Source organism: Streptomyces sp. NPDC008317 (genome assembly GCF_042955955.1).
Lineage (GTDB): Bacteria > Actinomycetota > Actinomycetes > Streptomycetales > Streptomycetaceae > Actinacidiphila.
This window is the reverse complement of the sequence record NZ_JBIBFQ010000007.1, coordinates 451,491-471,920: the sequence shown is the minus strand read 5'-3', so window position 1 is coordinate 471,920 and position 20,430 is coordinate 451,491. Positions and strand designations below refer to the sequence as shown.

General features: G+C 72.5%; 19 protein-coding genes. 9 read left to right on the top strand and 10 right to left on the bottom strand.

The genetic code is table 11. The features are described from left to right. Positions 1 to 43 precede the first annotated feature (43 nt). A complete protein-coding gene (locus ACFY9V_RS24735) occupies positions 44 to 250 on the bottom strand; it encodes a DUF5999 family protein (protein WP_355335718.1) in 207 nt (68 codons plus the stop codon). 253 nt (positions 251 to 503) lie between these two features. Continuing rightward, a complete protein-coding gene (locus ACFY9V_RS24730; RefSeq protein ID WP_355335715.1) occupies positions 504 to 1,100 on the bottom strand; it encodes a hypothetical protein in 597 nt (198 codons plus the stop codon). Positions 1,101 to 1,557: 457 nt separating this feature from the next. Between ACFY9V_RS24730 and ACFY9V_RS24725 the strand changes: the two genes are divergently transcribed. Beyond that, entirely contained in the window at positions 1,558 to 3,048 is a 1,491-nt protein-coding gene (locus ACFY9V_RS24725) for a glutamate--cysteine ligase (protein ID WP_355335712.1), read from the top strand. Between the two features lie 47 nt (positions 3,049 to 3,095). Here ACFY9V_RS24725 and ACFY9V_RS24720 read toward each other — a convergent pair whose 3' ends face one another. Beyond that, positions 3,096 to 4,892 carry a substrate-binding domain-containing protein gene (locus tag ACFY9V_RS24720; RefSeq protein ID WP_391162929.1) on the bottom strand — a complete coding sequence of 599 codons (1,797 nt, stop codon included), beginning with the start codon at positions 4,890 to 4,892 and terminating at the stop codon, positions 3,096 to 3,098. Positions 4,893 to 4,998: 106 nt separating this feature from the next. Here ACFY9V_RS24720 and ACFY9V_RS24715 point away from each other — a divergent pair, with 106 nt between their 5' ends. After that, positions 4,999 to 5,796: a type II CAAX prenyl endopeptidase Rce1 family protein gene (locus ACFY9V_RS24715; protein WP_391162927.1), complete on the top strand. Its 798-nt coding sequence runs from the start codon at positions 4,999 to 5,001 to the stop codon at positions 5,794 to 5,796. Between the two features lie 93 nt (positions 5,797 to 5,889). Here ACFY9V_RS24715 and ACFY9V_RS24710 read toward each other — a convergent pair whose 3' ends face one another. Then, positions 5,890 to 6,711: a PhzF family phenazine biosynthesis protein gene (locus tag ACFY9V_RS24710; protein WP_355335705.1), complete on the bottom strand. Its 822-nt coding sequence runs from the start codon at positions 6,709 to 6,711 to the stop codon at positions 5,890 to 5,892. Between the two features lie 214 nt (positions 6,712 to 6,925). On the opposite strand from ACFY9V_RS24710, the gene ACFY9V_RS24705 reads away from it, so the two are divergent. Further along, a complete protein-coding gene (locus ACFY9V_RS24705; RefSeq protein WP_188283150.1) occupies positions 6,926 to 7,543 on the top strand; it encodes a PadR family transcriptional regulator in 618 nt (205 codons plus the stop codon). A 69-nt stretch (positions 7,544 to 7,612) separates the two neighbouring features. On the opposite strand, the gene ACFY9V_RS24700 is transcribed toward ACFY9V_RS24705, so the two are convergent. Next, positions 7,613 to 8,632: a substrate-binding domain-containing protein gene (locus ACFY9V_RS24700; RefSeq protein ID WP_391051132.1), complete on the bottom strand. Its 1,020-nt coding sequence runs from the start codon at positions 8,630 to 8,632 to the stop codon at positions 7,613 to 7,615. A 248-nt stretch (positions 8,633 to 8,880) separates the two neighbouring features. Here ACFY9V_RS24700 and ACFY9V_RS24695 point away from each other — a divergent pair, with 248 nt between their 5' ends. After that, positions 8,881 to 11,100 carry a glycoside hydrolase family 3 N-terminal domain-containing protein gene (locus tag ACFY9V_RS24695; protein ID WP_391162926.1) on the top strand — a complete coding sequence of 740 codons (2,220 nt, stop codon included), beginning with the start codon at positions 8,881 to 8,883 and terminating at the stop codon, positions 11,098 to 11,100. 73 nt (positions 11,101 to 11,173) lie between these two features. Here ACFY9V_RS24695 and ACFY9V_RS24690 read toward each other — a convergent pair whose 3' ends face one another. Together ACFY9V_RS24690 and ACFY9V_RS24685 are read right to left on the bottom strand one after the other, a co-directional pair. Beyond that, the gene (locus tag ACFY9V_RS24690) at positions 11,174 to 11,629 is read right to left on the bottom strand and encodes an SRPBCC family protein (protein WP_391162925.1); all 456 of its coding nucleotides are present in this window, start codon (positions 11,627 to 11,629) and stop codon (positions 11,174 to 11,176) included. 77 nt (positions 11,630 to 11,706) lie between these two features. Beyond that, positions 11,707 to 12,246, bottom strand: coding sequence for an HAD domain-containing protein (locus ACFY9V_RS24685; protein ID WP_355335693.1), 540 nt, complete (start codon positions 12,244 to 12,246; stop codon positions 11,707 to 11,709). Between the two features lie 95 nt (positions 12,247 to 12,341). On the opposite strand from ACFY9V_RS24685, the gene ACFY9V_RS24680 reads away from it, so the two are divergent. From ACFY9V_RS24680 to ACFY9V_RS24665, 4 genes are all read left to right on the top strand, one after another. Next, positions 12,342 to 13,223: a pyridoxamine 5'-phosphate oxidase family protein gene (locus tag ACFY9V_RS24680; protein WP_391162924.1), complete on the top strand. Its 882-nt coding sequence runs from the start codon at positions 12,342 to 12,344 to the stop codon at positions 13,221 to 13,223. A gap of 110 nt (positions 13,224 to 13,333) precedes the next feature. Then, positions 13,334 to 13,849, top strand: a complete 516-nt coding sequence (locus ACFY9V_RS24675; protein ID WP_355335688.1) for a Clp protease N-terminal domain-containing protein — start codon at positions 13,334 to 13,336, stop codon at positions 13,847 to 13,849. Between the two features lie 12 nt (positions 13,850 to 13,861). Next, positions 13,862 to 14,821, top strand: coding sequence for an EamA family transporter (locus tag ACFY9V_RS24670; RefSeq protein ID WP_355335685.1), 960 nt, complete (start codon positions 13,862 to 13,864; stop codon positions 14,819 to 14,821). A 712-nt stretch (positions 14,822 to 15,533) separates the two neighbouring features. After that, entirely contained in the window at positions 15,534 to 16,511 is a 978-nt protein-coding gene (locus tag ACFY9V_RS24665) for an EamA family transporter (RefSeq protein ID WP_391162923.1), read from the top strand. Between the two features lie 4 nt (positions 16,512 to 16,515). Here the strand turns inward: ACFY9V_RS24665 and ACFY9V_RS24660 are convergent, their stop codons facing one another. Further along, complete coding sequence (locus tag ACFY9V_RS24660; RefSeq protein WP_391162921.1) at positions 16,516 to 17,202, bottom strand: FMN-binding negative transcriptional regulator; 687 nt, start codon at positions 17,200 to 17,202, stop codon at positions 16,516 to 16,518. A gap of 10 nt (positions 17,203 to 17,212) precedes the next feature. Next, positions 17,213 to 17,887, bottom strand: a complete 675-nt coding sequence (locus ACFY9V_RS24655) for a pyridoxamine 5'-phosphate oxidase family protein (protein ID WP_391162920.1) — start codon at positions 17,885 to 17,887, stop codon at positions 17,213 to 17,215. Between the two features lie 35 nt (positions 17,888 to 17,922). Between ACFY9V_RS24655 and ACFY9V_RS24650 the strand changes: the two genes are divergently transcribed. Next, the gene (locus ACFY9V_RS24650) at positions 17,923 to 19,272 is read left to right on the top strand and encodes an aminotransferase class I/II-fold pyridoxal phosphate-dependent enzyme (RefSeq protein WP_391162919.1); all 1,350 of its coding nucleotides are present in this window, start codon (positions 17,923 to 17,925) and stop codon (positions 19,270 to 19,272) included. On the opposite strand, the gene ACFY9V_RS24645 is transcribed toward ACFY9V_RS24650, so the two are convergent. Next, the gene (locus ACFY9V_RS24645; protein ID WP_391162917.1) at positions 19,263 to 20,402 is read right to left on the bottom strand and encodes an EamA family transporter; all 1,140 of its coding nucleotides are present in this window, start codon (positions 20,400 to 20,402) and stop codon (positions 19,263 to 19,265) included. The two genes, ACFY9V_RS24650 and ACFY9V_RS24645, sit on opposite strands and share 10 nt — an antisense overlap. Positions 20,403 to 20,430: the final 28 nt, after the last annotated feature.

Genomic DNA, 20,430 nt, shown 5'->3' with positions numbered 1-20,430 from the left:
GCGCGGTGCGGCGCGGTCTCGTGTGCGGGCGGCCCCGTACCGGTCAGGCCGCGGCGGTGATCTGCTCGGTGCCCAGGGGGCGGTGCGGCGCGATGATCTGCCCGTCGGGCAGCAGCTCGCCGGTGTCCTCGAAGAGGAGCACGCCGTTGCACAGCAGGCTCCAGCCCTGCTCCGGGTGGTGGGCCAGGGTGTGCGCGGCCTCACGGTCGGGGCACTCTGCGGTGGGGCACTGGGGCTTGTGCTGGCACATGGATGGTGTCTTTCGCTGCGAGAGGTGGCTGGTGCGGATGATTGCGCTGCCTGACTGGTTCATTTCCGTTCCCCCGTTGGTACGGCCGTTCCCAGTGTTGCTCTACTGACGTCGATCCGCAGGGATTTCACGCAGGCAATCCCTTGGAGGACAGGACGCGTCACTCCGCCGGACGGTTGCGAGGGCGGGACGCGACGGTGCCCCCGCGGCCCAGTGGCTCGCGGGGGCACCGTGGAGAGGCGGCGACAGGCCGTCAGGCGGGCGACCCCAGCAGCGGCGGCGGCGCCATCCGTACCGAGAGCAGCGGCATCAGCTCCGCCAGCCGGTGCAGGCGGTGCGGGGCGATGCCGGGCGGCGCGGGGGCCAGCGGCACCAGCACGTCCGCCGGGGTGGGCTGGGCCGTCGAGGCGTCGGCACGCGGGTCGCAGTGCAGCCACAGCGCCAGCATGTACAGGCTGGGCACGGAGAGCAGATGCGGTTGGTAAGTGGCGGGCAGCGTGTCCCCCTGGCGCAGCGCCCGCTCGGTGGAGGCCAGGAACGGCCCCTCGGAGAAGCGCGAGAAGACCCAGCCGTCAGCCGTCGCCACGGTCTCGCCCGCGGCGACGGTGCCTTGCGGCCAGCCCCCGGCGAGGATGTGGAACCGCCAGCCGGTCAATCGTGCGCGAGGCAGGCCGCCGGGGACGTCCGCCGGTTCGAACACATGGACAGGGAGCGGGTGTTCGGCGGTGAGGGGCCCTTGGGCGTTCCGCAGCGCGGGCGTCCGGGCCTCCTGGACCGCGGTGGGAGAGCTGAGCGCGGCCAGGATGCTCCGCAGGGCGGGAGCAGGTGCTGGGGGGACAAGCAGCGGCATGGTGTCGCCTCTCACTGGGAGACAAACAGTGGTGCGGGGGCAGGGGTGCGGACGGCGCATGAGGGCGGAAAGGGGATCGGCTCAGGCGCGTCCGGCGAGGGCGGATGCTTTGCCTTGTTCACGGAGTTTATACGACGTGTGTTCGCTCCGTGTTTCGTCTAGTCGCAGCCAGTATTACGCGCAAGGCGAGAAATCGCCTTCTTCTGCGATGGTCCACGAAGCATTCGTGCAGGGTGCGCGGTGTGCGCCGCATATTTCTGCCCGCTGCGGACGGCTGGATCCCGCCGGTCGTATTCACGAAGTTTTTACGCCGCGCCGTGACCGTGGTATGTGCCACAGGAACCCACTGTGTTAGCCGTTGTGCACAGCCTAGTGGCAGACGCGGGGCCGCCGTGGCGTTATCGATCATTTGGGTGGGCATCCTCCCGTGAGTATCCGTACGAGGAAGGACGCGTCGATGGGCGAGAAGGTCGTTGCCAACGGGTTCGACCTGGCCGACCGGAGGCTGTACCGGCGCAAGCTGCGGCAGTGTCTCGTGGGGCTGGAGCGGCTGTTGGACGAGAAGCGATTCGACCGGCCGCGCAATCTGATGGGTCTGGAGATCGAATTGAATCTCGCGGATTCCGACGGGCTGCCGCGCATGATGAACGAAGAGGTGCTTGAGCGCATCGCGAGCCGGGATTTCCAGACCGAGCTCGCGCAGTTCAATATTGAAGTAAACATCGCGCCGCACCGGCTTTCCGGCCGGGTCATGGACCGCCTCGCCGAGGAACTGCGGATCGGTCTCGGGTATGCCGACCGGATGGCCCGCGAGGTGGGCGCGCACATCGTGATGGTGGGAATTCTGCCCACCCTGGAGGCCCAGGACCTGGTCTCCGCCAACCTCTCCCGCGCCGACCGGTACACGCTGCTCAACGAGCGGATACTGGCGATGCGCGGTGAGGACATCACCCTCGACATCGAGGGCGCCGAACGCCTGCTCTACACCTCCGCGTCCATCGCGCCCGAGGCCGCCTGCACCTCCACCCAGATGCACCTCCAGGTCACCCCCGGCCGCTTCGCCGACGTGTGGAACGCGGCGCAGGTCGTGTCGGGACCGCAGGTGGCCGTCGGCGCCAACTCGCCGTTCCTCTTCGGCCGTGAGCTGTGGCGCGAGACCCGCGCGCCGCTGTTCCTCCAGGCCACCGACGTCCGCCCGGAGGAGCTGGTGGCCCAAGGGGTGCGGCCCATCACGTGGTTCGGCGAGCGCTGGATCGACTCCGCCGCCGACCTCTTCGCGGAGAACGTACGGTACTTCCCCTCGCTGCTGCCGATCTGCGACGAGGAGGACCCGCTGCGGGTGCTGGACGACGGGGGAGTGCCGCAGTTGCGCGAACTCACCCTGCACAACGGCACGATCTACCGCTGGAACCGTCCCGTCTACCAGGTGGTCGACGGCGTCCCGCACCTGCGCGTGGAGAACCGGGTGATGCCCGCCGGTCCCACCGTGGCCGACGTCGTCGCCAACACCGCCTTCTACTACGGTCTGGTCCGCGCCCTGGCAGAGGCGTCACGCCCGGTCTGGCACAAGCTGCCCTTCGCCGCCGCCGCGGCCAACTTCGAGGCGTCCTGCCGCGACGGCATCGGCGCGGTCCTCCAGTGGCCGCGCGGCCGCAACGGCGGCCTCGCGGAGATCCCCGCCACCGACCTGATCCTCGACGAACTGCTGCCGCTGGCCGCGGCGGGGCTCGACGCGTGGGGCATCGAGGCCGTCGACCGCGACCACTACCTCGGCATCATCGAACAGCGCTGCCGTCGCCGTACCAACGGCGCCGAATGGCAGTCGGCGGTCTTCCACCGGATGCTGGAGCGCGGCCTCGACCGGCGGCCCGCGCTCGCCGCGATGACCCAGCGGTACCGCGAACTCATGCTGGACGGCGAGCCGGTGCACTCCTGGCCGGTGGCGTGAGCCGTGGCGCGCGGGGGCCTGATGGGGCGCGGGCCCGTACAGCGGCCTCAGGGCGCCTTCGCGGCGGCGCTGGTGGCCGCCGCCACGACGGCCTTCAGCAGGACCGCCTGGATCTCCGAGGGGTCGTTGACCTGATACGCGGCCCCGCCGGTGGCCTTCGCGATGCGGTCGCAGGCTGCCTTGTCGGCGTTCGCGCCGACCGCGATGGCGATCAGCGGCACCGGCCGCGCCGGGTCGTCGAGCGTCTTCAGCCTGGACGTCAGGGCGTTGAGCGAGATGCTGCCCGGGTCCTCGTTGGCGCCGTCGGTGAGGATCACCACCGCGTTGAACTTGCCGGTCCCGTACGAGGAGACGGCGCTTTGGTAGACCGCGAGCGCCGTGTCGTACAGGCCGGTCGAGCCGCCCGGCACCGGCTGGAGGTCATGGAACGCGCTGTCGAGCTGCTGGCGGCGCGTGACGCCCTTGGCGACGGTGCCGCCGAGCGGGCCGGTCCGGACGATCTCCTGGTAGTCGCGCGAGCCGCTGAGCCGGGTGGAGAAGCGCCACAGCCCGATCTCGTCCTTCGGGGTGAACTGCGACAGCGCCTGCCGCAGCGACTCCTTGGTGATGTCGAGCCGCGACCTGCCGCCCGAACCGGGGACGACGTCGGCCATCGACCCGGACACGTCCACGACCGTGGTGATCCGCGCGCTCTGCACGGTGATCTGCCACATCAGCCGGAGCTTTTGGAGCTCGGGCGCGGAGGGTGAGGGCGCGGGCGTGGCCGACAGGGGCTGCGGCGACTGGCCGCCCGCGCGCCGCACGGTCTCCGTGTCCGGATCGCCGCCGGGCGTACGGAAACCCGCGTCCGCGATCGTCCGCACGCCCTCGTCGTTGCCCAGCAGGGTCAGGAAGCGGTTGGCGGCCCGGCCCTGATCGGTGCTCAGATGCGGGTCGTCGACCATCGTGTACGGGTAGTCCAGGGTCGCCGCGCCGTCCGAAGGGTAGAACAGCCGCAGCGGCGGCGCGGAACCGCCGTTGTGCGCGAACGCGGCCTGTTCGGACAGGATCAGCGCCTGGCTCCGCTTGGGGTCGGCCAGCTCCGCAGGCGTCGTGTCGCGCGGCAGCGTCGCGACCGCCTGCTCGTCGCTGGGCTCGGTGCGCTGCGCGAGGGCCTTCGCGGCAGCCGCCGACTCCGTGTCGGAGTCGGTGCCCTCGCTCCCGCCGGCCCGCGCGATGGACGCGTTGATCATCGCCAGCGCCAGCATGCCGGTGGAGTTGAGCGCCGGATCGGCCGTACCGAACCGCAGGTCCGGTCTGCTGCCCGCCACCCCGGCCAACTCCGCCCAGGTGTACGTCTTGGACGGCCAGCCCAGCGTCTTGGCCTGCGACTGGAGCGCGCCGACCACCACCGGGGACTCGGCGACCGACCGCAGCTTCGTCAGCGCCCTGGCGCTGCCGGTGGCGGACGTCTGGGCCACCCACAGACTGTCGTCCGGCACCCACACCGCGAAATCCGGCTTCTTGGTGTTGTCGACCAGTTCCGCGGCGACGTCGGCGGAGTTCCGCGCGGTCACCCGGACGTCCAGACAGCGGCCGTCGGTCGTGTCGTGCTCGCGGCGCGCCCGGTCGGCGACGGCGGTCAGCGCGGGCGCGATGTCGGGCGAGGCGACCGCGCCGATCCGTACCGTGCCGCCGCGGCATGCGCCGCTCAGCGGCAGCAGTCCGCCGCGCAGCACCGCGAAGGTGCCCGCGCCCGCCGTGATCACCAGCGCGGTGGCCGCCGCGGTGGCACGGCGCCGGGTCCTGGCGGGCGGCGCTCCACCCGTCGATTCCCGGCCATCGGATATGCGGTGACGACCCATCGCTCCGTGCCTCTCCTGGGGTGGCTACGAACAGTAGACCCCGGCCTTCGTATCTTTGCCGGAGACCATAGCCATGCGCGGACGGCGCTGAAGCGGGATGACGTAAATGGAGGTCCGCGTGCACGCAGAGTCATACGAGGTGGAGGCAGGGTTGCAGCGGCGGACGCTGCGCAGCGAGACCCTGGTCGTCTTGGCGCTGTCGTTGGGAGCGAGCGGCGTTGCCGCGCTGATCGACTTCATCGGTTCCGTGACGAGGCCGGGCGCGCTCAAGGACCAGGCGGCCACCCTCGTCGGCTCCCAGGCGCCGGGCCGGCCGTGGCTGGATCTGGCCTGGCAGGTCTTCTCCATCGCCACAGCGCTCGCCCCGGTGGCGCTGGTCGCCCACCTGCTGGCCAGGGAGCGGGTCGGCATGCCCGTGATCGGCTTCGACCGCACCCGGCCGCGGCTCGACCTGGCCCGGGGCGCGGCCGTCGCGGCCGTCATCGGCGGCACCGGGCTCGCCTTCTACCTCGGGGTCAGGGCGGCCGGCTTCAACCTCACCGTCGTGCCCGAGTCGCTGCCCGACGTGTGGTGGAAGATCCCGGTCCTGATCGCCTCCGCCGTGCAGAACGCGGTACTCGAAGAGGTGATCGTGGTCGGCTATCTGCTGCGCAGGCTCGGCCAGTTGGGCTGGAGCCCGGCCGCCGCGCTGGCCGCGAGCGCGCTGCTGCGCGGCTCGTACCACCTCTACCAGGGCGTCGGCGGCTTCGTCGGCAACATGGTGATGGGCGTCGTCTTCGTGCTGCTGTACCGGCGGTGGGGCCGGGTGGGGCCGCTGGTGGCGGCCCACTCCCTCATCGACACGGTGGCCTTCGTCGGCTACGCGCTGCTGGCCGGGAAGGTGGGGTGGCTGCCCACGGGGTGACGCGCGAGCGGAGCCCTTGCGACAGCGTTTACGGCGTTACGGCGCTTACGGCGTTACGGCGCTTACGGCACCGCGCCGTGACGCACCGCGGCCTTACGGCACCGCGTGCAGCTCGCCGTCCACCACGGTGACCGCGGCACCGGTCAGCAGCACCCGCTCGCCGCGCACCCGGGTACGGACCAGCCCGCCGCGCGGGGACGCCTGGAAGCCGGTGAGCGTCGTGCGGCCGAGCCGCTGCGACCAGAACGGCGCCAGCGCGGTGTGCGCGCTGCCGGTCACCGGGTCCTCGTCGATGCCGACGGCGGGGAAGAAGCCGCGCGAGACGAAGTCGTATCCGCGCGAGTCGTCCTCGGCCGCCGCGGTGGCGATCACCCCGCGCCGCGAGTGCCGGGCGAGCGCCGCGAAGTCGGGCGCCAGTGCCCGTACGGTCTTCTCGTCGGTGACCTCGATCAGCAGGTCACCGCAGTCGGGGCCGGTGTCCAGCACGGTCAGCGGCTTGGCGCCGAGCGCCGCCGCGACACCCGTCGGCGCGGCCACCGGCGTGAGCGGGGCCGCCGGGAAGTCCAAGGTGATCGAGCCGTCCCCGGCCGCCTCCGCCGACAGCACGCCCGCGCTGGTACGGAACCAGACCGTGCCCTTGTGCGCGCCGCTGGTGCGCAGCACATGGGCGGTGGCCAGCGTGGCGTGGCCGCACAGCCCCACCTCCGTGACCGGGGTGAACCAGCGCAGCGCCCAGTCCGCTTCCGGCGCGTCGGCCAGCCGGTGCGCGAACGCGGTCTCTGACAGATTCAGCTCCGCCGCGACCTGCTGAAGCCACCGGTCCGGCGGAAACTCCTCCGAGTCGAGCAGCAGCACCCCCGCCGGATTGCCGGTGAACGGGCGGTCGGTGAAGGCGTCGACTATTCGGATGCGCATGGCGAGAGCGTAGCGGCGCGCCCCACGCCCGGCGGGCGGTGTTCGGCGGATTCCGCTTCCGGTGACCGCGCCCGCTCGTGACCCGTGCCGCGCCCGCCCCGCGGCCCCCCTGTCGCCCTCCCGTCGCCGCCGTCGACCTGGGGCCTTGCCATCCGAACAGTTCCGATATATCGTTGAGCCATCGCGAACGATCAACGATGAAAGGAGCGTCATCATGCGTTCCCAAGGACACGAACATGGACACCGCGGCCCCGGACATCACGGTTGGGGCGAGCGGGACGAGCGACGGTCGGCCTTCGGGCCGTTCGGACCGCCCTTCGGCGGAGGCCCCTTCGGGCCCGGCGGCCGGGGGCGCGGCGGACCGCGCGGCAGGGCACGGCGGGGCGATGTACGCGCCTCGATCCTGGCGTTGCTGAAGGACCGCCCGATGCACGGCTACGAGATGATCCAGGAGATCGCCGAACGCAGCGGCGGCGCGTGGAAGCCGAGCCCCGGCTCGGTCTACCCGACGCTGCAACTGCTGGAGGACGAGGGCCTGATCAGCAGCGCGAGCGAGGGCGGCAAGAAGCTCTTCACGCTCACCGACAACGGCAGAACAGAAGCCGACGCGGGCCCCGAGGCCCCGTGGGAGGACGCCGGTCGCGGCGTCGACTGGGATGCCATGAACGAGATAAGGAAGGCGGGCGGCGGTCTCATCGAGGCCTTCCGCCAGGTGTGGGCCACCGGCACCCCCGAGCAGCGCGCGAAGGCGCTGACCGTGGTGAACGACGCCCGCAAGAAGCTCTACCTGATCCTGGCCGACGAGGACGTCACCGACCTCACCAAGGAGTGACGTCGGCGGTCACCGGGCGCCCGGTCCCGTACCGGCGCCGCCCGCGAATCATCGAGTCGGTCCGGGGCGTCACGCTCCGGGCCGACTCGATCCGCGTATCAGCAGGCGGGTCGGGATGATCCGCGGCTCCGCCGTGTCGACCGGCGCCGCGTCGATCAGCTCGCGCAGCGCCTCCACGGCCGCCTCACCGAGCCCGCGCTGGTCCTGCGCCACCGTGGACAGCGCCGGGCGCACCAGCGCGGCGGCGTCGATGTCGTCGAAGCCGACCACCGCCAGATCGCGGGGCACCGAGAGGCCGGCGTCGGCCGCCGCGTGCATCGCGCCGACCGCCATCTGGTCGCCCGCCGCGAAGATCGCCGTCGGCGGCTCGGCCACCGCGAGCAGCCTGCGGGCCGCCTCTTCGCCGCTGTCGAGGAAGAAGTCGCCCTCGGTCACGTACTGCGGCGGCACCGGGAGCCCCAGCCGGGCGCAGGCCCGCTCGTAGCCCGCCAGCCGCTCGGCGGCCGGGGGAAGGTGCAGCGGACCGGTGATGGTGGCGATCCTGCGGTGCCCCAGCGCGTACAGATGCTCCACCGCCGCTTCCGCGCCCGCCGCGTTGTCGGAGCTGACCCGTACCGTACGCGGCCCGGTGAACGCGGTGTCGATGCCCGCGCAGGGCACGGCGGACGCGGCCAGGACGCGCAGGCAGCGGTCGTCGGCGGGGGTGGTCAGCACGATGACGCCTTCGAGATTGTGCCGCCGCACCGCTTGCAGATGCGCGGCGTCCGGGTCCTCGGGGCCCGGCGTCGTCAGCAGCATCAGGTGGTAGTCCGCCTCGGACAGCGCGGTGCGCACCGCGCTCAACAGGCCGAGCAGAAAAGGGTTGTGGAGTCCCTGTGCCTCCTGTCCGCTGTCCCAGATCAGACCGATGGTGTCCGAGCGGCGCCTGACCAGGGTGCGGGCCGGTTCATTGGGCGCGTAACCCAACTCGATCGCCAGTTGCCGGATTCGCGCGCGGGTGGCCTCGCTCACCTCGGCGCGGTCGTTGAGAGCCCGGGACACGGTGGCGGTCGACACACCACTGCGGCGGGCGAGTTCACGAATGTTCACGGCGTACCTGATTCTGCGCGAGGGGAACAACGTGGAAACTTGGGACAGGTGAAAGGTGACTCCTGCGTACAGTCTTGACGATCAGTCAAGGCGAGGACAGACTTCCGGCCGATCGGAAACGTTTACGGCACTAGGTCCCGACAACCGGCCGGGACCCCGACAGGAACGGGACGCCTGCGATGCCTACGAACGCACGACGACGACCACGCCTCAGAGTCATTCTGACACTCGCCACCGCCGCGGCGTGTGTGGCCGCGGTCGCTTCCGTACCGGCGGAGGCCGGGGACAATCCGACGTACACCAACGCGAAAGCACCGGTCGACGTCCGGGTGAAGGACCTGCTGAAGCGGATGACACTGGCCGAGAAGATCGGTCAGATGGACCAGATCTCCGTGGTCAGAATGCAAGGCGACTGCGAGTGGAGCGGTGGTGAATTCACCGAATCCTGCATGAAGAGCGTGCTTCTCGACAACGCGGCCGGATCCGTACTGTCCGGCGGCGGCGCGGGACCTGCGGTCAACACGCCCGAGAACTGGGCGAAGATGGTCAACACGGTGCAGAAATACGCCGTCGAGAAATCCCGGCTGCACATCCCGATCATCTACGGCGTCGACGCCGTGCACGGCCACAACAACGTGCTGGGCGCCACGATCTTCCCGCAGGAGATCGGCCTCGGTTCCGCCTGGGACCCGACGCTGGCCAAGAACTCCGCCGCCTCCACCGCCAAGGCGGTCGCGGCCACCGGCATCGACTGGAACTTCGCGCCGGTCACCGACATCGCGCGCGACCAGCGCTGGGGCCGCTACTACGAGACCTTCGGCGAGGACCCGCTGCTCGCGGGCACGCTCGCCGCCGCGGCGGTCGACGGCATCGAGGGCGCCAACGGCGCCAAGAACGTGGCCGCCACCGTCAAGCACTTCCCCGGCTACGGCGAGCCCGGCAACGGCCACGACCGCGTGCCCGGCGACGTCTCGATGCGCTACCTCCAGGACACGCTGCTGCCGTCGTACAAGCAGGCCATCGACGCGGGCGCGCAGTCGGTGATGATCAACTCCGGTGCCGTCAACGGCATTCCGGCGACCGCCTCGCACTACCTGCTCACCGATGTGCTGCGCAAGCAGTGGGGCTTCGACGGCGTCGAGGTCAGCGACTGGGCGGACGTCGCCGCGTTGCAGACCGCGTACCACGTCGCCGCCGACTACCCCGAGGCCATCGCCAAGGCCGTCAACGCGGGCCTGGACATGGCGATGGAGCCGTACGACGCGCAGGGCTGGAGCACCGGCCTGAAGACCGCCGTGCAGCGCGGCCTGGTCACCGAGAAGCGCATCGACCAGTCCGTGTCCCGCATCCTGAAGATGAAGTTCGAACTCGGCCTGTTCGAACACCCCTACGTGGACGCCTCGAAGGCCAACGGCCGGGTGCTCGGCGCCGACACCGCGCTGGCGCGGCAGGCGGCCGACGCGTCGCAGGTGCTGCTGCGCAACGACGGCAATGTGCTGCCGATCTCGTCCTCCGCCAAGAAGATCGTGGTCGCCGGTTCCTACGCCGACGACATCAACGACCAGGTCGGCGGCTGGACGGTGGGCTGGCAGGGCGTGCCCGACGGGGTGACGCTGCCCGGCACCACCGTGCTCCAGGGCATCAAGAAGGCGGCGCCCTCCGGTACGGAGGTCGTCCAGGCCAAGACCGCGGACGACGCGGTGGCGCAGGCCAAGAACGCCGATCTGACCGTGGTGGTCGTCGGCGAGAAGGCGGCGGCCGAGGGCGCGGCGGACAGCCCGCGGCCAGCCCTGACCGCCGACCAGGTGGCGTTGGTGAAGTCCCTCAAGGCGACCGGCAAGCCGGTGGTCACCGTGGTCCTCGCCGGACGCCCGCTGGTGCTCGGCGAGGCGGACGGCACCCAGGGCCTGCTGATGTCCTGGCTGCCCGGCAGCGAGGGCGGCAACGCCGTCGCCGACGTGCTGTTCGGCAAGGTCAACCCGAGCGGCCGGCTCAACGCGACCTGGCCCAAGGACATCGGCAACGAGCCGATGTACTACCAGCAGTTGCCCGGCACCAACGGCGGCCCCGAGTCCTTCGTCGACGCCGCCTACCCCTTCGGAGCGGGCCTGTCGTACACCACCTACGGCTTCGACTCGGTCAAGGCCGACTCGTCCACCGTGCGGGCCCGGGACACTATCCACCTGAAGGTGAAGGTCTCCAACTCCGGTGGCCGTGACGGCGATCTGGTGGTGCCGGTGTTCGTGTCGCAGCCATCGAGCGACGTGCTCGCCCCGTCCCGGAAGCTGGTCGCCTTCACCAAGGTGCACCTGAAGGCCGGGCAGTCCCGTACCGTCGCGCTCGACGTGCCGCCGAGCCGTCTCGCCGTCACCCCCGGTGACGTCAACGGCGCGGGCAAGCAGGAAGTGGCACGCGGCGCCTACGTCTTCACGGCGGGGACGCAGACCGCCACGGTGACGGTCCGCTGATCCACGCACACCGCCGGGCCGCGTGAGGGACGACCCCCTCGCGCGGCCCGGCGCCTCGCGCACGGTCGGACCGTCACGTGCCCGGCGCGGGGGGCTCGGCCGGTTCGACGAGCCCGGCGATGGCGCGCAGCGAGTCATTGAGCGCGGTCGTCGCCGAGTCCTTCAGCTTGCCCGCCATGAGGGAGACGGCGGCCCCGGTGAAGGTGCCGTCGATCCGTACCTCGGTGGCGTCGCCGTCGGGCGTGAGCGCGTACCGCATCCCGAGGCTCACCCCCATCGGCCCCTTGCCGCTGCTGCCCAGCACCCGCTCGGGCTCGAACTCGTCGACCGTCCAGGTCACGTCCGCGGGGAAGCCCATCATCCGCAGGCTCTCCTGGTACGTGGCCCCGGCCGTCAGCGGCCGCGGGCCGCCGTCGGGGAAGGCGGTGTGGGTGGCGTTCCACTCGCCGTAGGAGGAGAAGTCGGTGAGCAGGTCCCAGATCTTGCCTGCGGGGGCCGCGATACGCGCCTGTGCGGAGACTTCGGCCATGCGATCACTCCCTGAGTACCGGTCCACTCCCTGAGCACCGGTCGTGCCGCGCACCGTAACCGCGGGCGCCGCAACACTCAATACTGATGGACCGTCAGATACGGGGAGTGCGGCCTGCCGACGCTGCGCGACAGCGTCGGGGGAGCGGCCAGCAGCCGGTTCACGTGCGCCCTCGGCAGACCGTGCGCCGGATTGACCGGCAGCAGCAGCCGGTCCGGACGGAACCTGGCCCTGCGGACCAGACGGCGCGGGATCACGTCGTCGGTCCAGGCGAAGGGCCGCCCCGCCGCGTACCGCAGGATCGGCGCCCACTTGCGCGCCGAGTACCGCTCCGCCTCGCGCAGCGGCGGATCACCGGGCCGCGGCCGGTAGCCGCTGAATTCCACCACCGGCAGCGGCGGCAGACCCAGGCGCGGGGCGATGTGCGTGTTCGCCTCGTGCTCCCAGGTGGTCGCCCAGACGAGGTCGTACATGTCCGCCAGTTCGCGCAACCACACGCCGTGCCGGGCGGACAGCAGCACGGTGTGGGTCAGGATGTCGTGCACGGTGAAGTCCGGCGAGGGCAGCACCGGATTGAGCACACCGTCGACATCCAGGAAGAGCAGCGGTCGGACCATGGAACTCCTTCCCCGGTGGCGGGGCAGGTCGGTGTGTGTCGCCAGAGAGGGACGAGGCGACGGCCGGTACGGTTGCGGGTCGGACGGGAGGACATATGCGCGAAGACGACGGTCCGGCTACCCCCGACGGCGGAAGCGACGCGTCACCCGGGGGCGCGTCACCCGATGATGCGGCACCCGACGGGCCGGCAGTCGGTAACGCGCCGCCGGACGAGGCGGCACCCGGCGGACCGGGACGCGGGCGAACGTCGCCCGGCGACCCCACGCCGGGCGACGCGGCACTGCTCGCCAGGCTGCGGGCCGCCCCCGTACTGGCCGGGCCGCTGCCGGAATTCGACCCGGGCGACGCCCCCGACACCCCCGGCCCGCTCTTCGCGACCTGGCTGGAACTGGCGCTTTCCGACGCACTGCCGGAACCGCACGTCATGACGCTCGCCACGGTCGGCGCCGACGGCACGCCCAGCGCCCGCGTCCTGATGCTGCGCGGAGTCGACACCGCCGACTGCGCCGTCGACTTCGCGTCCGACGCGGTCAGCCGCAAGGGCCGCGACCTGGCCGCGCACCCCGTCGCCGCGCTGACCTGGTACTGGCCCGCGCACGGACGGCAGATCCGGATGACGGGACCGGTCGACGTACTGGACGAGGAGACCGCCCGGCGGGACTTCCTCGGCCGCTCCCCGGCCTCCCGCGCCGCCGGCTTCACCGGGCGGATGAGCGGCCCGCTGACCGGAGCGATGGAGTACGAGCGGGCGCGCGCCGCGGCGGACGCCCTGGTGGCCGCGGAACCGGAACGGATTCCCGAGGGCCACACCGTGTACCGGCTGCGTGCCCAGGAGGCGGAGTTCTTCCAGGCCGACCCCGGCCGCTTCCACGTACGGCTGCGCTACACCCGCTCCGGTCAGGCGGGGGAGGGCCGGGACGGGCGCGGCGACGCGGACACGGACGGCGGTTGGACCCGGACCCTGCTGTGGCCATGACTCATCCCTGGGGATGACGCGGGAACCGGCCAACCCCCTCCATGGGCGGAGGCACGGATGGCCCCCGGTGCGGATGCGCCACACCGGGGCCGCCTGATGAAGTGGATGGCGTGTACAGCAACCACGGGCCGCCGCTCGACCTGAGCCACCTGGCGGACGACCTCCGCCTCACGGTCGAACTGCGTTCCGTGGCGGCCAGCGCGCGCCGCCGGGCCACGCGCGACGGCGACCAGCAGATCGACACCGCCCACCTGCTGCACTCCCTTTTGGAGATCGACCCCCTGGCGCGGGCCGCCTGCGACGCCGGGACCGGCCAGGTCGTCCGCGTGCTCGGCTACCTGGTGCAGCGCAGCATCGGCTACGGGCTGCGCTGGCGCGGCACCGTCGAGGACTCCGGCGCGCTGCCCACCGTCCAGGCCGTCGCCGGCACCGGCTGGAGCCCGTCCGCCGCCGCCGCGATCCGCAACGCCGTCGCCCTCGCCCGCCGCCGTGGCCGCACCCAGGCCGACGGCATCGACCTGCTCGACGCGCTCGCCTCCGACCCCGAATGCCGCGCCGTGGACGTGCTGCGCGCCGCCGGACTCGACGTCAGCGGCTACCGGGATGACGGTCCTGTCGCGAGCTGACATCATGACCCGATGCACGTAACTCAGCGGCGAAACGGGGGCCTCGGGCTCGCTCTGGTGTCCGCCTTCGCCTTCGGCGGCTCGGGCGTGGCCGCCAAACCGCTGATCGAATCAGGGCTCGACCCGCTGCACGTGGTCTGGATGCGCGTCGCGGGCGCCGCGCTCATCCTGCTCCCCATCGCCCTGCGCCACCGCGAACTGCCCCGCCGCAGGCCGGGACTGATCCTCGGGTTCGGCCTCCTCGGTATCACCGGCTGCCAGGCCCTGTACTTCGTGGCCATCTCCCGCATCCCGGTCGGCGTCGCCATCCTCGTCGAATTCCTCGGCCCCGCCCTGCTGTTGGGCTGGGTCCGCTTCGTCCAGCGCCGCCCCGTCAGCCGGTCCGCCGCCCTGGGTGTCGTCCTCGCCATCGCCGGCATGGCCGCCGTCGTCGAGATCTGGTCCGGCCTGGCCTTCGACCCGCTCGGCCTGCTCCTCGCCTTCGGCGCCGCCTGCTGCCAGGTCGCCTACTTCGTCCTCGCCGACGACGGCGCGGAGAGCGCGGACGCGCCGGAACCCATCGCCGTCATCGCCTACGGCCTCCTGGTCGGCACCGCCGTCCTCTCGGTCGTCGCCCGCCCCTGGAACATCGACTGGGCGATCGTCTGGCAGCAGTCCGCGCTCGGTGAGCGCGAGGTCCCGGCCGTTCTCCTCGTCGCCTGGATCGTCCTCGTCTCCACCGTCGTCGCCTACCTCGCCGGCGTCCTCGCCGTCCGCCGCCTCACCCCTCAGATCGCCGGGGTCGTCGCCACCCTCGAAGCCATCGTCGGCACCGTCCTCGCCTGGGTCCTCCTCGACGAGCACCTGGGCGCCGCCCAGGTCGTCGGCGGCGCCCTCGTCCTGGCGGGCGCCTTCACGGCCCAAACGGCCAGCCGCGCCAAGCCGGCGGCGACGCCGGACCCCCTCCCGGAACCCGACTTGGCCGACGCCTAGCGCCAAACGCCTCCCCACCGAGCACCGCTCCGCGCCGGGGTTCGCCGCTGGGGTGCGTTTGCGTGAGGGGCTGGGCTCCTGGGGTGCGTTTGCGCGGGGGCTGCGCCCTTACGGCACCGCTGCGCGGTGGGGTTCGCCGGTAGCCAGCGAGCCGAAGGCGGCGCCGGTGTCGAAAGGGAGAACGCGCACAGCGACCGAGGAACGAGGGAGCGAGCACGATCGACCGTCGACACCGGATCTAAGCCGCCGGAGGCGAGAGGGCGGCAAAAAAAGGGGAAGGACGGTGAGCCAACGCAAGAGGGCTCCCACGCACGGTTCGCCGTACCGGTGACCTGACGCGAGTGGGCGACCCGCAACGCTGGCTTGACGCGGGAGGGCGACCCGTACCGGTGCGCCGACGCGAGTGGGCGACCCGCACCCCTGCCTCCCCCCCGCAAGAGCCCCCGCCCCCCAACCCGCCTCCCTCCACCGCCCTGCCCTCACCCTTCCCCCCCCGAGCCCACCCCCCCCGCCCCCACCCCCCTCGCGTAAGCTTCCCCCATGCATCTCACCGTTCTCCCGCCTCCTGCCGTCTGACGCGGGCGGCGACATTTCGGAAGACCTGGGGCCGGACCCGGCGCGGTGACTCGCGTTCGAGGTGAACGGCCGGGTCGCCGCTGTCCGCATATGGCGACCGGCGACCTCACCCCACCTCTTCCGCGGGAGAATTCTCGTGTCACTCACGCATGTCCACACCCCGGTCGACGCTGCCCTGTCGACGAACCGGGGCCTGATCTATGTCGTTTTCGCGGCCACCGCTTGGGGCACGGCGGGCGCCGCGGCGGCGCTGTTGTACGACGGGAGCGGGCTCGGCCCGCTGTCGCTGACCTTCTGGCGGGCGGCCGGCGGCTTTCTGCTGCTTGCGGCGGTGCGCGCGGTGCGTCCGGCCGCCGCGGTGCGGGTGGTGCGGGCGGAGCCGCGGCGGCGCAAGGCGGTGCGGATCCTGGTCACCGGCGCGGGCCTGACGCTCTTTCAGACCGCGTACTTCTGCGCGGTGAAGTCCACCGGGCTTGCGGTGGCCACGGTGGTGACGCTCGGATCGGGCCCGGTGCTGATCGCGGTCGTGGCGCGGCTGGCGATGGGGGAGCGGCTCGGGCGCGGCGGTACGGCGGCCGTGGCGGGCGCGCTCGGCGGCCTCGCGGTGCTGGTGCTGGGCGACGGCGGTACGGGCGTACAGCCGCTCGGTGTGCTGCTCGCGGTGCTGTCCGCCACGGGATACGCGGCGATCACGCTGCTCACCCGGTGGCTGGGGCGCACGGGCTCCGCGGGCGACCCGCTGGACACCTCGCTGTGGTCGTTCGGCATCTGCGCGGTGGCGCTGCTGCCCGCGGCCTGGGCCGAGGGGCTGTTGCCGCAGGCGGCGGGGCTCGGCCGTACGGTGCTGCTGCTCTGCTACCTGGCGTCGGTGCCGACGGCCGCCGCGTACGGACTGTACTTCGCGGGCGCCGCGGTCCTGCGGGCCGCGACCGTCTCGGTGATCGCCCTGATCGAGCCGGTCTCGGCGGCCGTCATCGCCGTGGCACTGCTCGGTGAACATCTCACGGCCGCGACGGTGACGGGCACCGTGATCCTGCTGGCGGCCGTGACCGGTCTCGGTCTCGAGGAGGCCAGGTCCGCGTCGGCGCAGCGGAGGGCGGCGCCCGTGGGGTGAGCCCTCAGGCGCCGGTCCCGGCGTCGGCCGCCGCGGACAGGCGGCGGATCTGATGGCTACGGGCCGCCGCGTCGTGCGGCCCGTCCCGGTCCGCGAGCAGGTCCATGACGCGCCGCCGCATCCGCTCCGGCTTGTTGCCGCCGTACTTGAACTTCGCCCGTACGTCGGTGACGTCGAGGCGGACACCGCGGATGCCGGGCAGCATGCGGCCGAACGGCTCCTGGCCCGGTTCCACGGGCGCGGTGCCGCCGCGGGGCTGGAAGTGGCCGACCTGGCGCCGCAGGAGGTCGGCCTTGAGCTGCGGGTCGTCCACGATGTGGGCGGTGCAGTACAGCAGGACGGCGGCGTAGAAGCTGGTCGGTGTGCCGTGTTCCGTGGGGGCGCCCTCGGGCGTGTGCCAGGGGCCGGGGATGAACGTGTAGTCGTCCACGACGCTGAGCGTGACCCGCGGGCTCGCCTCCAGGGCCCGCCAGATCGGGTTCGGGCGGGCGAGGTGCGTGACGGCCTCGCCCAGCCCGGCCGATCCGGGGCCGTCGGCGCCGGCCCGCGGGTCGTAGGCGAAGTGCAGCGGCTGGACGAACGGCGGCTCTCCGTCGAGGCCGTTGACGGTGAGCTGGCCGAAGTCGTGGACGGCCAGCCACTCCTGCCACTCGCTGTCGGAGGTGGGCGCGTCCCAGGGGTGGATCAGCATGCCGCGGCCCTCACTTTCCCGGTCGGCCGGGCAGGTAGCCGGGCAGCGGTATCGACGGGTCGAGGTCGTCCGCCGGGATCGGGGCGCCGTAGGTCCTGGCGACCGGGACCACGCCGGTCCAGTAGGGGAGCGAGATGTCCTCCGGCTCGTCGTTGGGGCCGCCGGTGCGGAGCTTCGCCGAGACCTCCAGCAGGTCGAGCCGGATGACGGCGGTGGCGGCCAGCTCCTTCGCGTCCGCCCGGCGGGAGTCGGCGGCGCGTCCGGGCACGGCCTGCTCGACGATCGCGTCCAGCGCGAGCGACCGCTCGGCCGGGTCGGTCACCTGGCGGGCGATGCCGTGCACCACCACCGAGCGGTAGTTGATCGAGTGGTGGAAGGCGGACCGGGCCAGCACCAGGCCGTCGACGTGGGTGACGGTGAGGCAGACCGCGAGCCCGTCGTCGGCCCGCGCCCCGCGCAGCGGCCGGGACCCGGTCGAACCGTGCACGTACAGCCGCTCGCCCGACCTGGCGTAGAGCGTCGGCAGCACGACCGGCGCGCCGTCGCGGATGAAGCCGAGGTGGCACACATAGCCCTCGTCCAGGATGCCGTGCACCATCTCCCGGTCGTACGCGGCGCGTTCGCGGCTGCGGGTCGGGACGGTGCGGTCGGTGGGCGGATATCCGACGGGAGGTGCGGAGGCCATGGCGAGATCCTTTGCACTAGTGCATAATAAGGTTTGTGCTAGGAGATTACCGGATCACAGGTCGGGGCGCATCGGATATCGCCGCCAGCGTCGAGAGCGCGGTCGGCACGGGCGCGCTGCGTCCCGGTGAGGCGCTGCCGCCGCTGCGGGAACTGGCCCAGGAGTTGGACGTCAACCCGAACACCGTGGCCGCCGCCTACCGGCTGCTGCGCGACCGCGGGGTGATCGAGACGGCGAGGCGGCGCGGCAGCCGGGTACGGTCACGGCCCGCCACCGCGCCCCGTGACGAGATCCGGATCGACGTCCCGGCGGGCGTCCGCGACATCGCCTCGGGCAACCCCGACCTCGCGCTGCTGCCGCCGCTCGACGGGGCGCTCGCCGCCGCCGCAGCCCGCCACGCGGAGGCACCCGCGCTCTACGGCGCCGTCCCGGTCGATCCCGAACTGGCGGCGGCGGCCCGCGCCGCGTTCGACGCGGACGGCGTTCCCGGCGGGCCGATCGGCATCACCTCCGGCTCGCTGGACGCCATCGAGCGCGTCCTGGCCGCCCATCTGCGGCCCGGCGACGCCGTGGCCGTCGAGGACCCCGGCTGGGGCAGCACCCTCGACCTCGTGCCGGCGATGGGGCTGCGCGCCGTCCCCGTCGGCGTGGACGACGAGGGACCGCTCACCGAGGACGTGGCGCGGGCCGTCCGGGCGGGCGCCCGGGCGCTCGTCGTCACCGACCGGGGACAGAATCCGACCGGCGCGGCCGTCTCGGCCGCCCGCGCCCGGGAGTTGCGCGCCCTGCTCGCCGACCACCGGCAGGTGCTGGTCATCGACGACGACCACGTACACGGTCTGGTCGACCTGCCGCTGCACTGCCTGTCCGGGGTCACCGACCACTGGGCGCTGGTCCGCTCCACCGCCAAGGCGTACGGCCCCGACCTGCGGCTCGCGCTCTACACCGGCGACGCCGTGACCGTCGACCGCGTGCGCGGGCGGCACCGCCTCGGTGCCGGATGGGTCAGCCACCTGCTGCAACGGGCCGTCGTCCACCTCTGGGAGTCCGGCGCCGTCGATCCGGCCCGCACCGCGCGGTCCTACGGGGAGCGGCGCGACGGTCTGGTGCGGGCGCTGGCCGAGCGCGGGATCACGGCGCACGGCCGCAGCGGCATGAACGTATGGGTGCCGGTCAGTGACGAGACCGGCGCGGTGGCCGGGCTGCTCCAGCGCGGCTGGGCGGTGGCGCCGGGCGCCCGCTTCCGGCTGGCCTCACCGCCGGGCATCCGGCTGACCGTCTCCGCGCTCGCCCCCGCCGACGTCGTCCCGCTGGCCGACGCCGTCGCCGCCGTACTGCGCCCGGCGGGGCCGGGCGCGGCGTCAGGCGCGGGCCGCTACGGCTGAGCCCTGACGGCCGAAGCGGGTGCGTTCGCCGCGGGCTCGGCCGCGGACCGGGGCTCCGCGGCGGGCATCGCGCCCTCCGTCCGTATCAGCGTCTGGAGCCGGACCTCGGCCTCCACGGGCACGGCGGCCGGGTCCGGTTCCGGTGCGGGCGCGGCCTTGGGGCGGCGCTGGGTGAGGGCCGCGCCGATCAGGATGACGGCGGCGCCGACCGGCTCGTTCCAGCTCAGTGCCTCGCCGAGCAGCAGGACACCGGCGGCGGTGGCCACGATCGGGATGAGGTAGGTGACCATCGAGCCGATCGTCGGCCCCTTCTCCGCGACCAGGCCGTACTGGATGAGGAAGGCGACCCCGGTGCCGAGCGCGCCCAGCGCCAGCACCGACAGCACCGACTTGAGCGGGTACGCGTCGGGCATCGAGGTGAAGAACGGCGTGACCAGCAGCAGTTGCGCGGTGCCGAGGCTCAACTGGCTCGCGGACATGGCCAGGTGGGAGCTGCCCGTGCCGGACAGGGTGCGGCGCACGTACGCCCAGCCGACCGCGTAGCTGAAGGCCGCGGTGAGCGCCATGATCGTGCCCTTGGGGTCCTGTCCTGAGAAGCCCTGCCAGGCGCCGAGCACGGTCAGCACGCCGATGAAGCCGAGGCCGACTCCCGCGAAGCGCTGCCGCGAGGGCCGGTCCTCCGACAGCGCGACCACGGACACCAGCATCGAGAACAGCGGTGTCGCCGCGTTGCATATCCCCGCCAGCATCGACGGGATGGTCTGCTCGGAGTAGGCGAAGAGCGAGAACGGCAGCGCGTTGAGCAGTACCGCGGCGACCGCCAGGTGCAGCCAGACGCGCGGTCCGCGCGGCAGCCGCTCCCGCTTGACCGCGACGGCCACGGCCAGCACCGCCGTGCCGAAGACCATCCGGCCGAGCGTGACCTGGAGGGGCGCGAACGCCTCGTTGCCCACCTTCATGAACAGGAAGCTGAAGCCCCAGACCAGGCCGAGCGCGGCGAAGCGGATCCGCCAGTCGACGGTCCTGCGCGGTATGCGGAGCGAGGTCCGGCCGGAGCGGGGCGAAGAGGAGGCGGGTGTCGGGGAGACGGGAGCGGAAGCGGCTGTCCTGGGCTCGGCGGGTGCGGTCATGCGACTACGATGGCGCGTTCGACCTCGT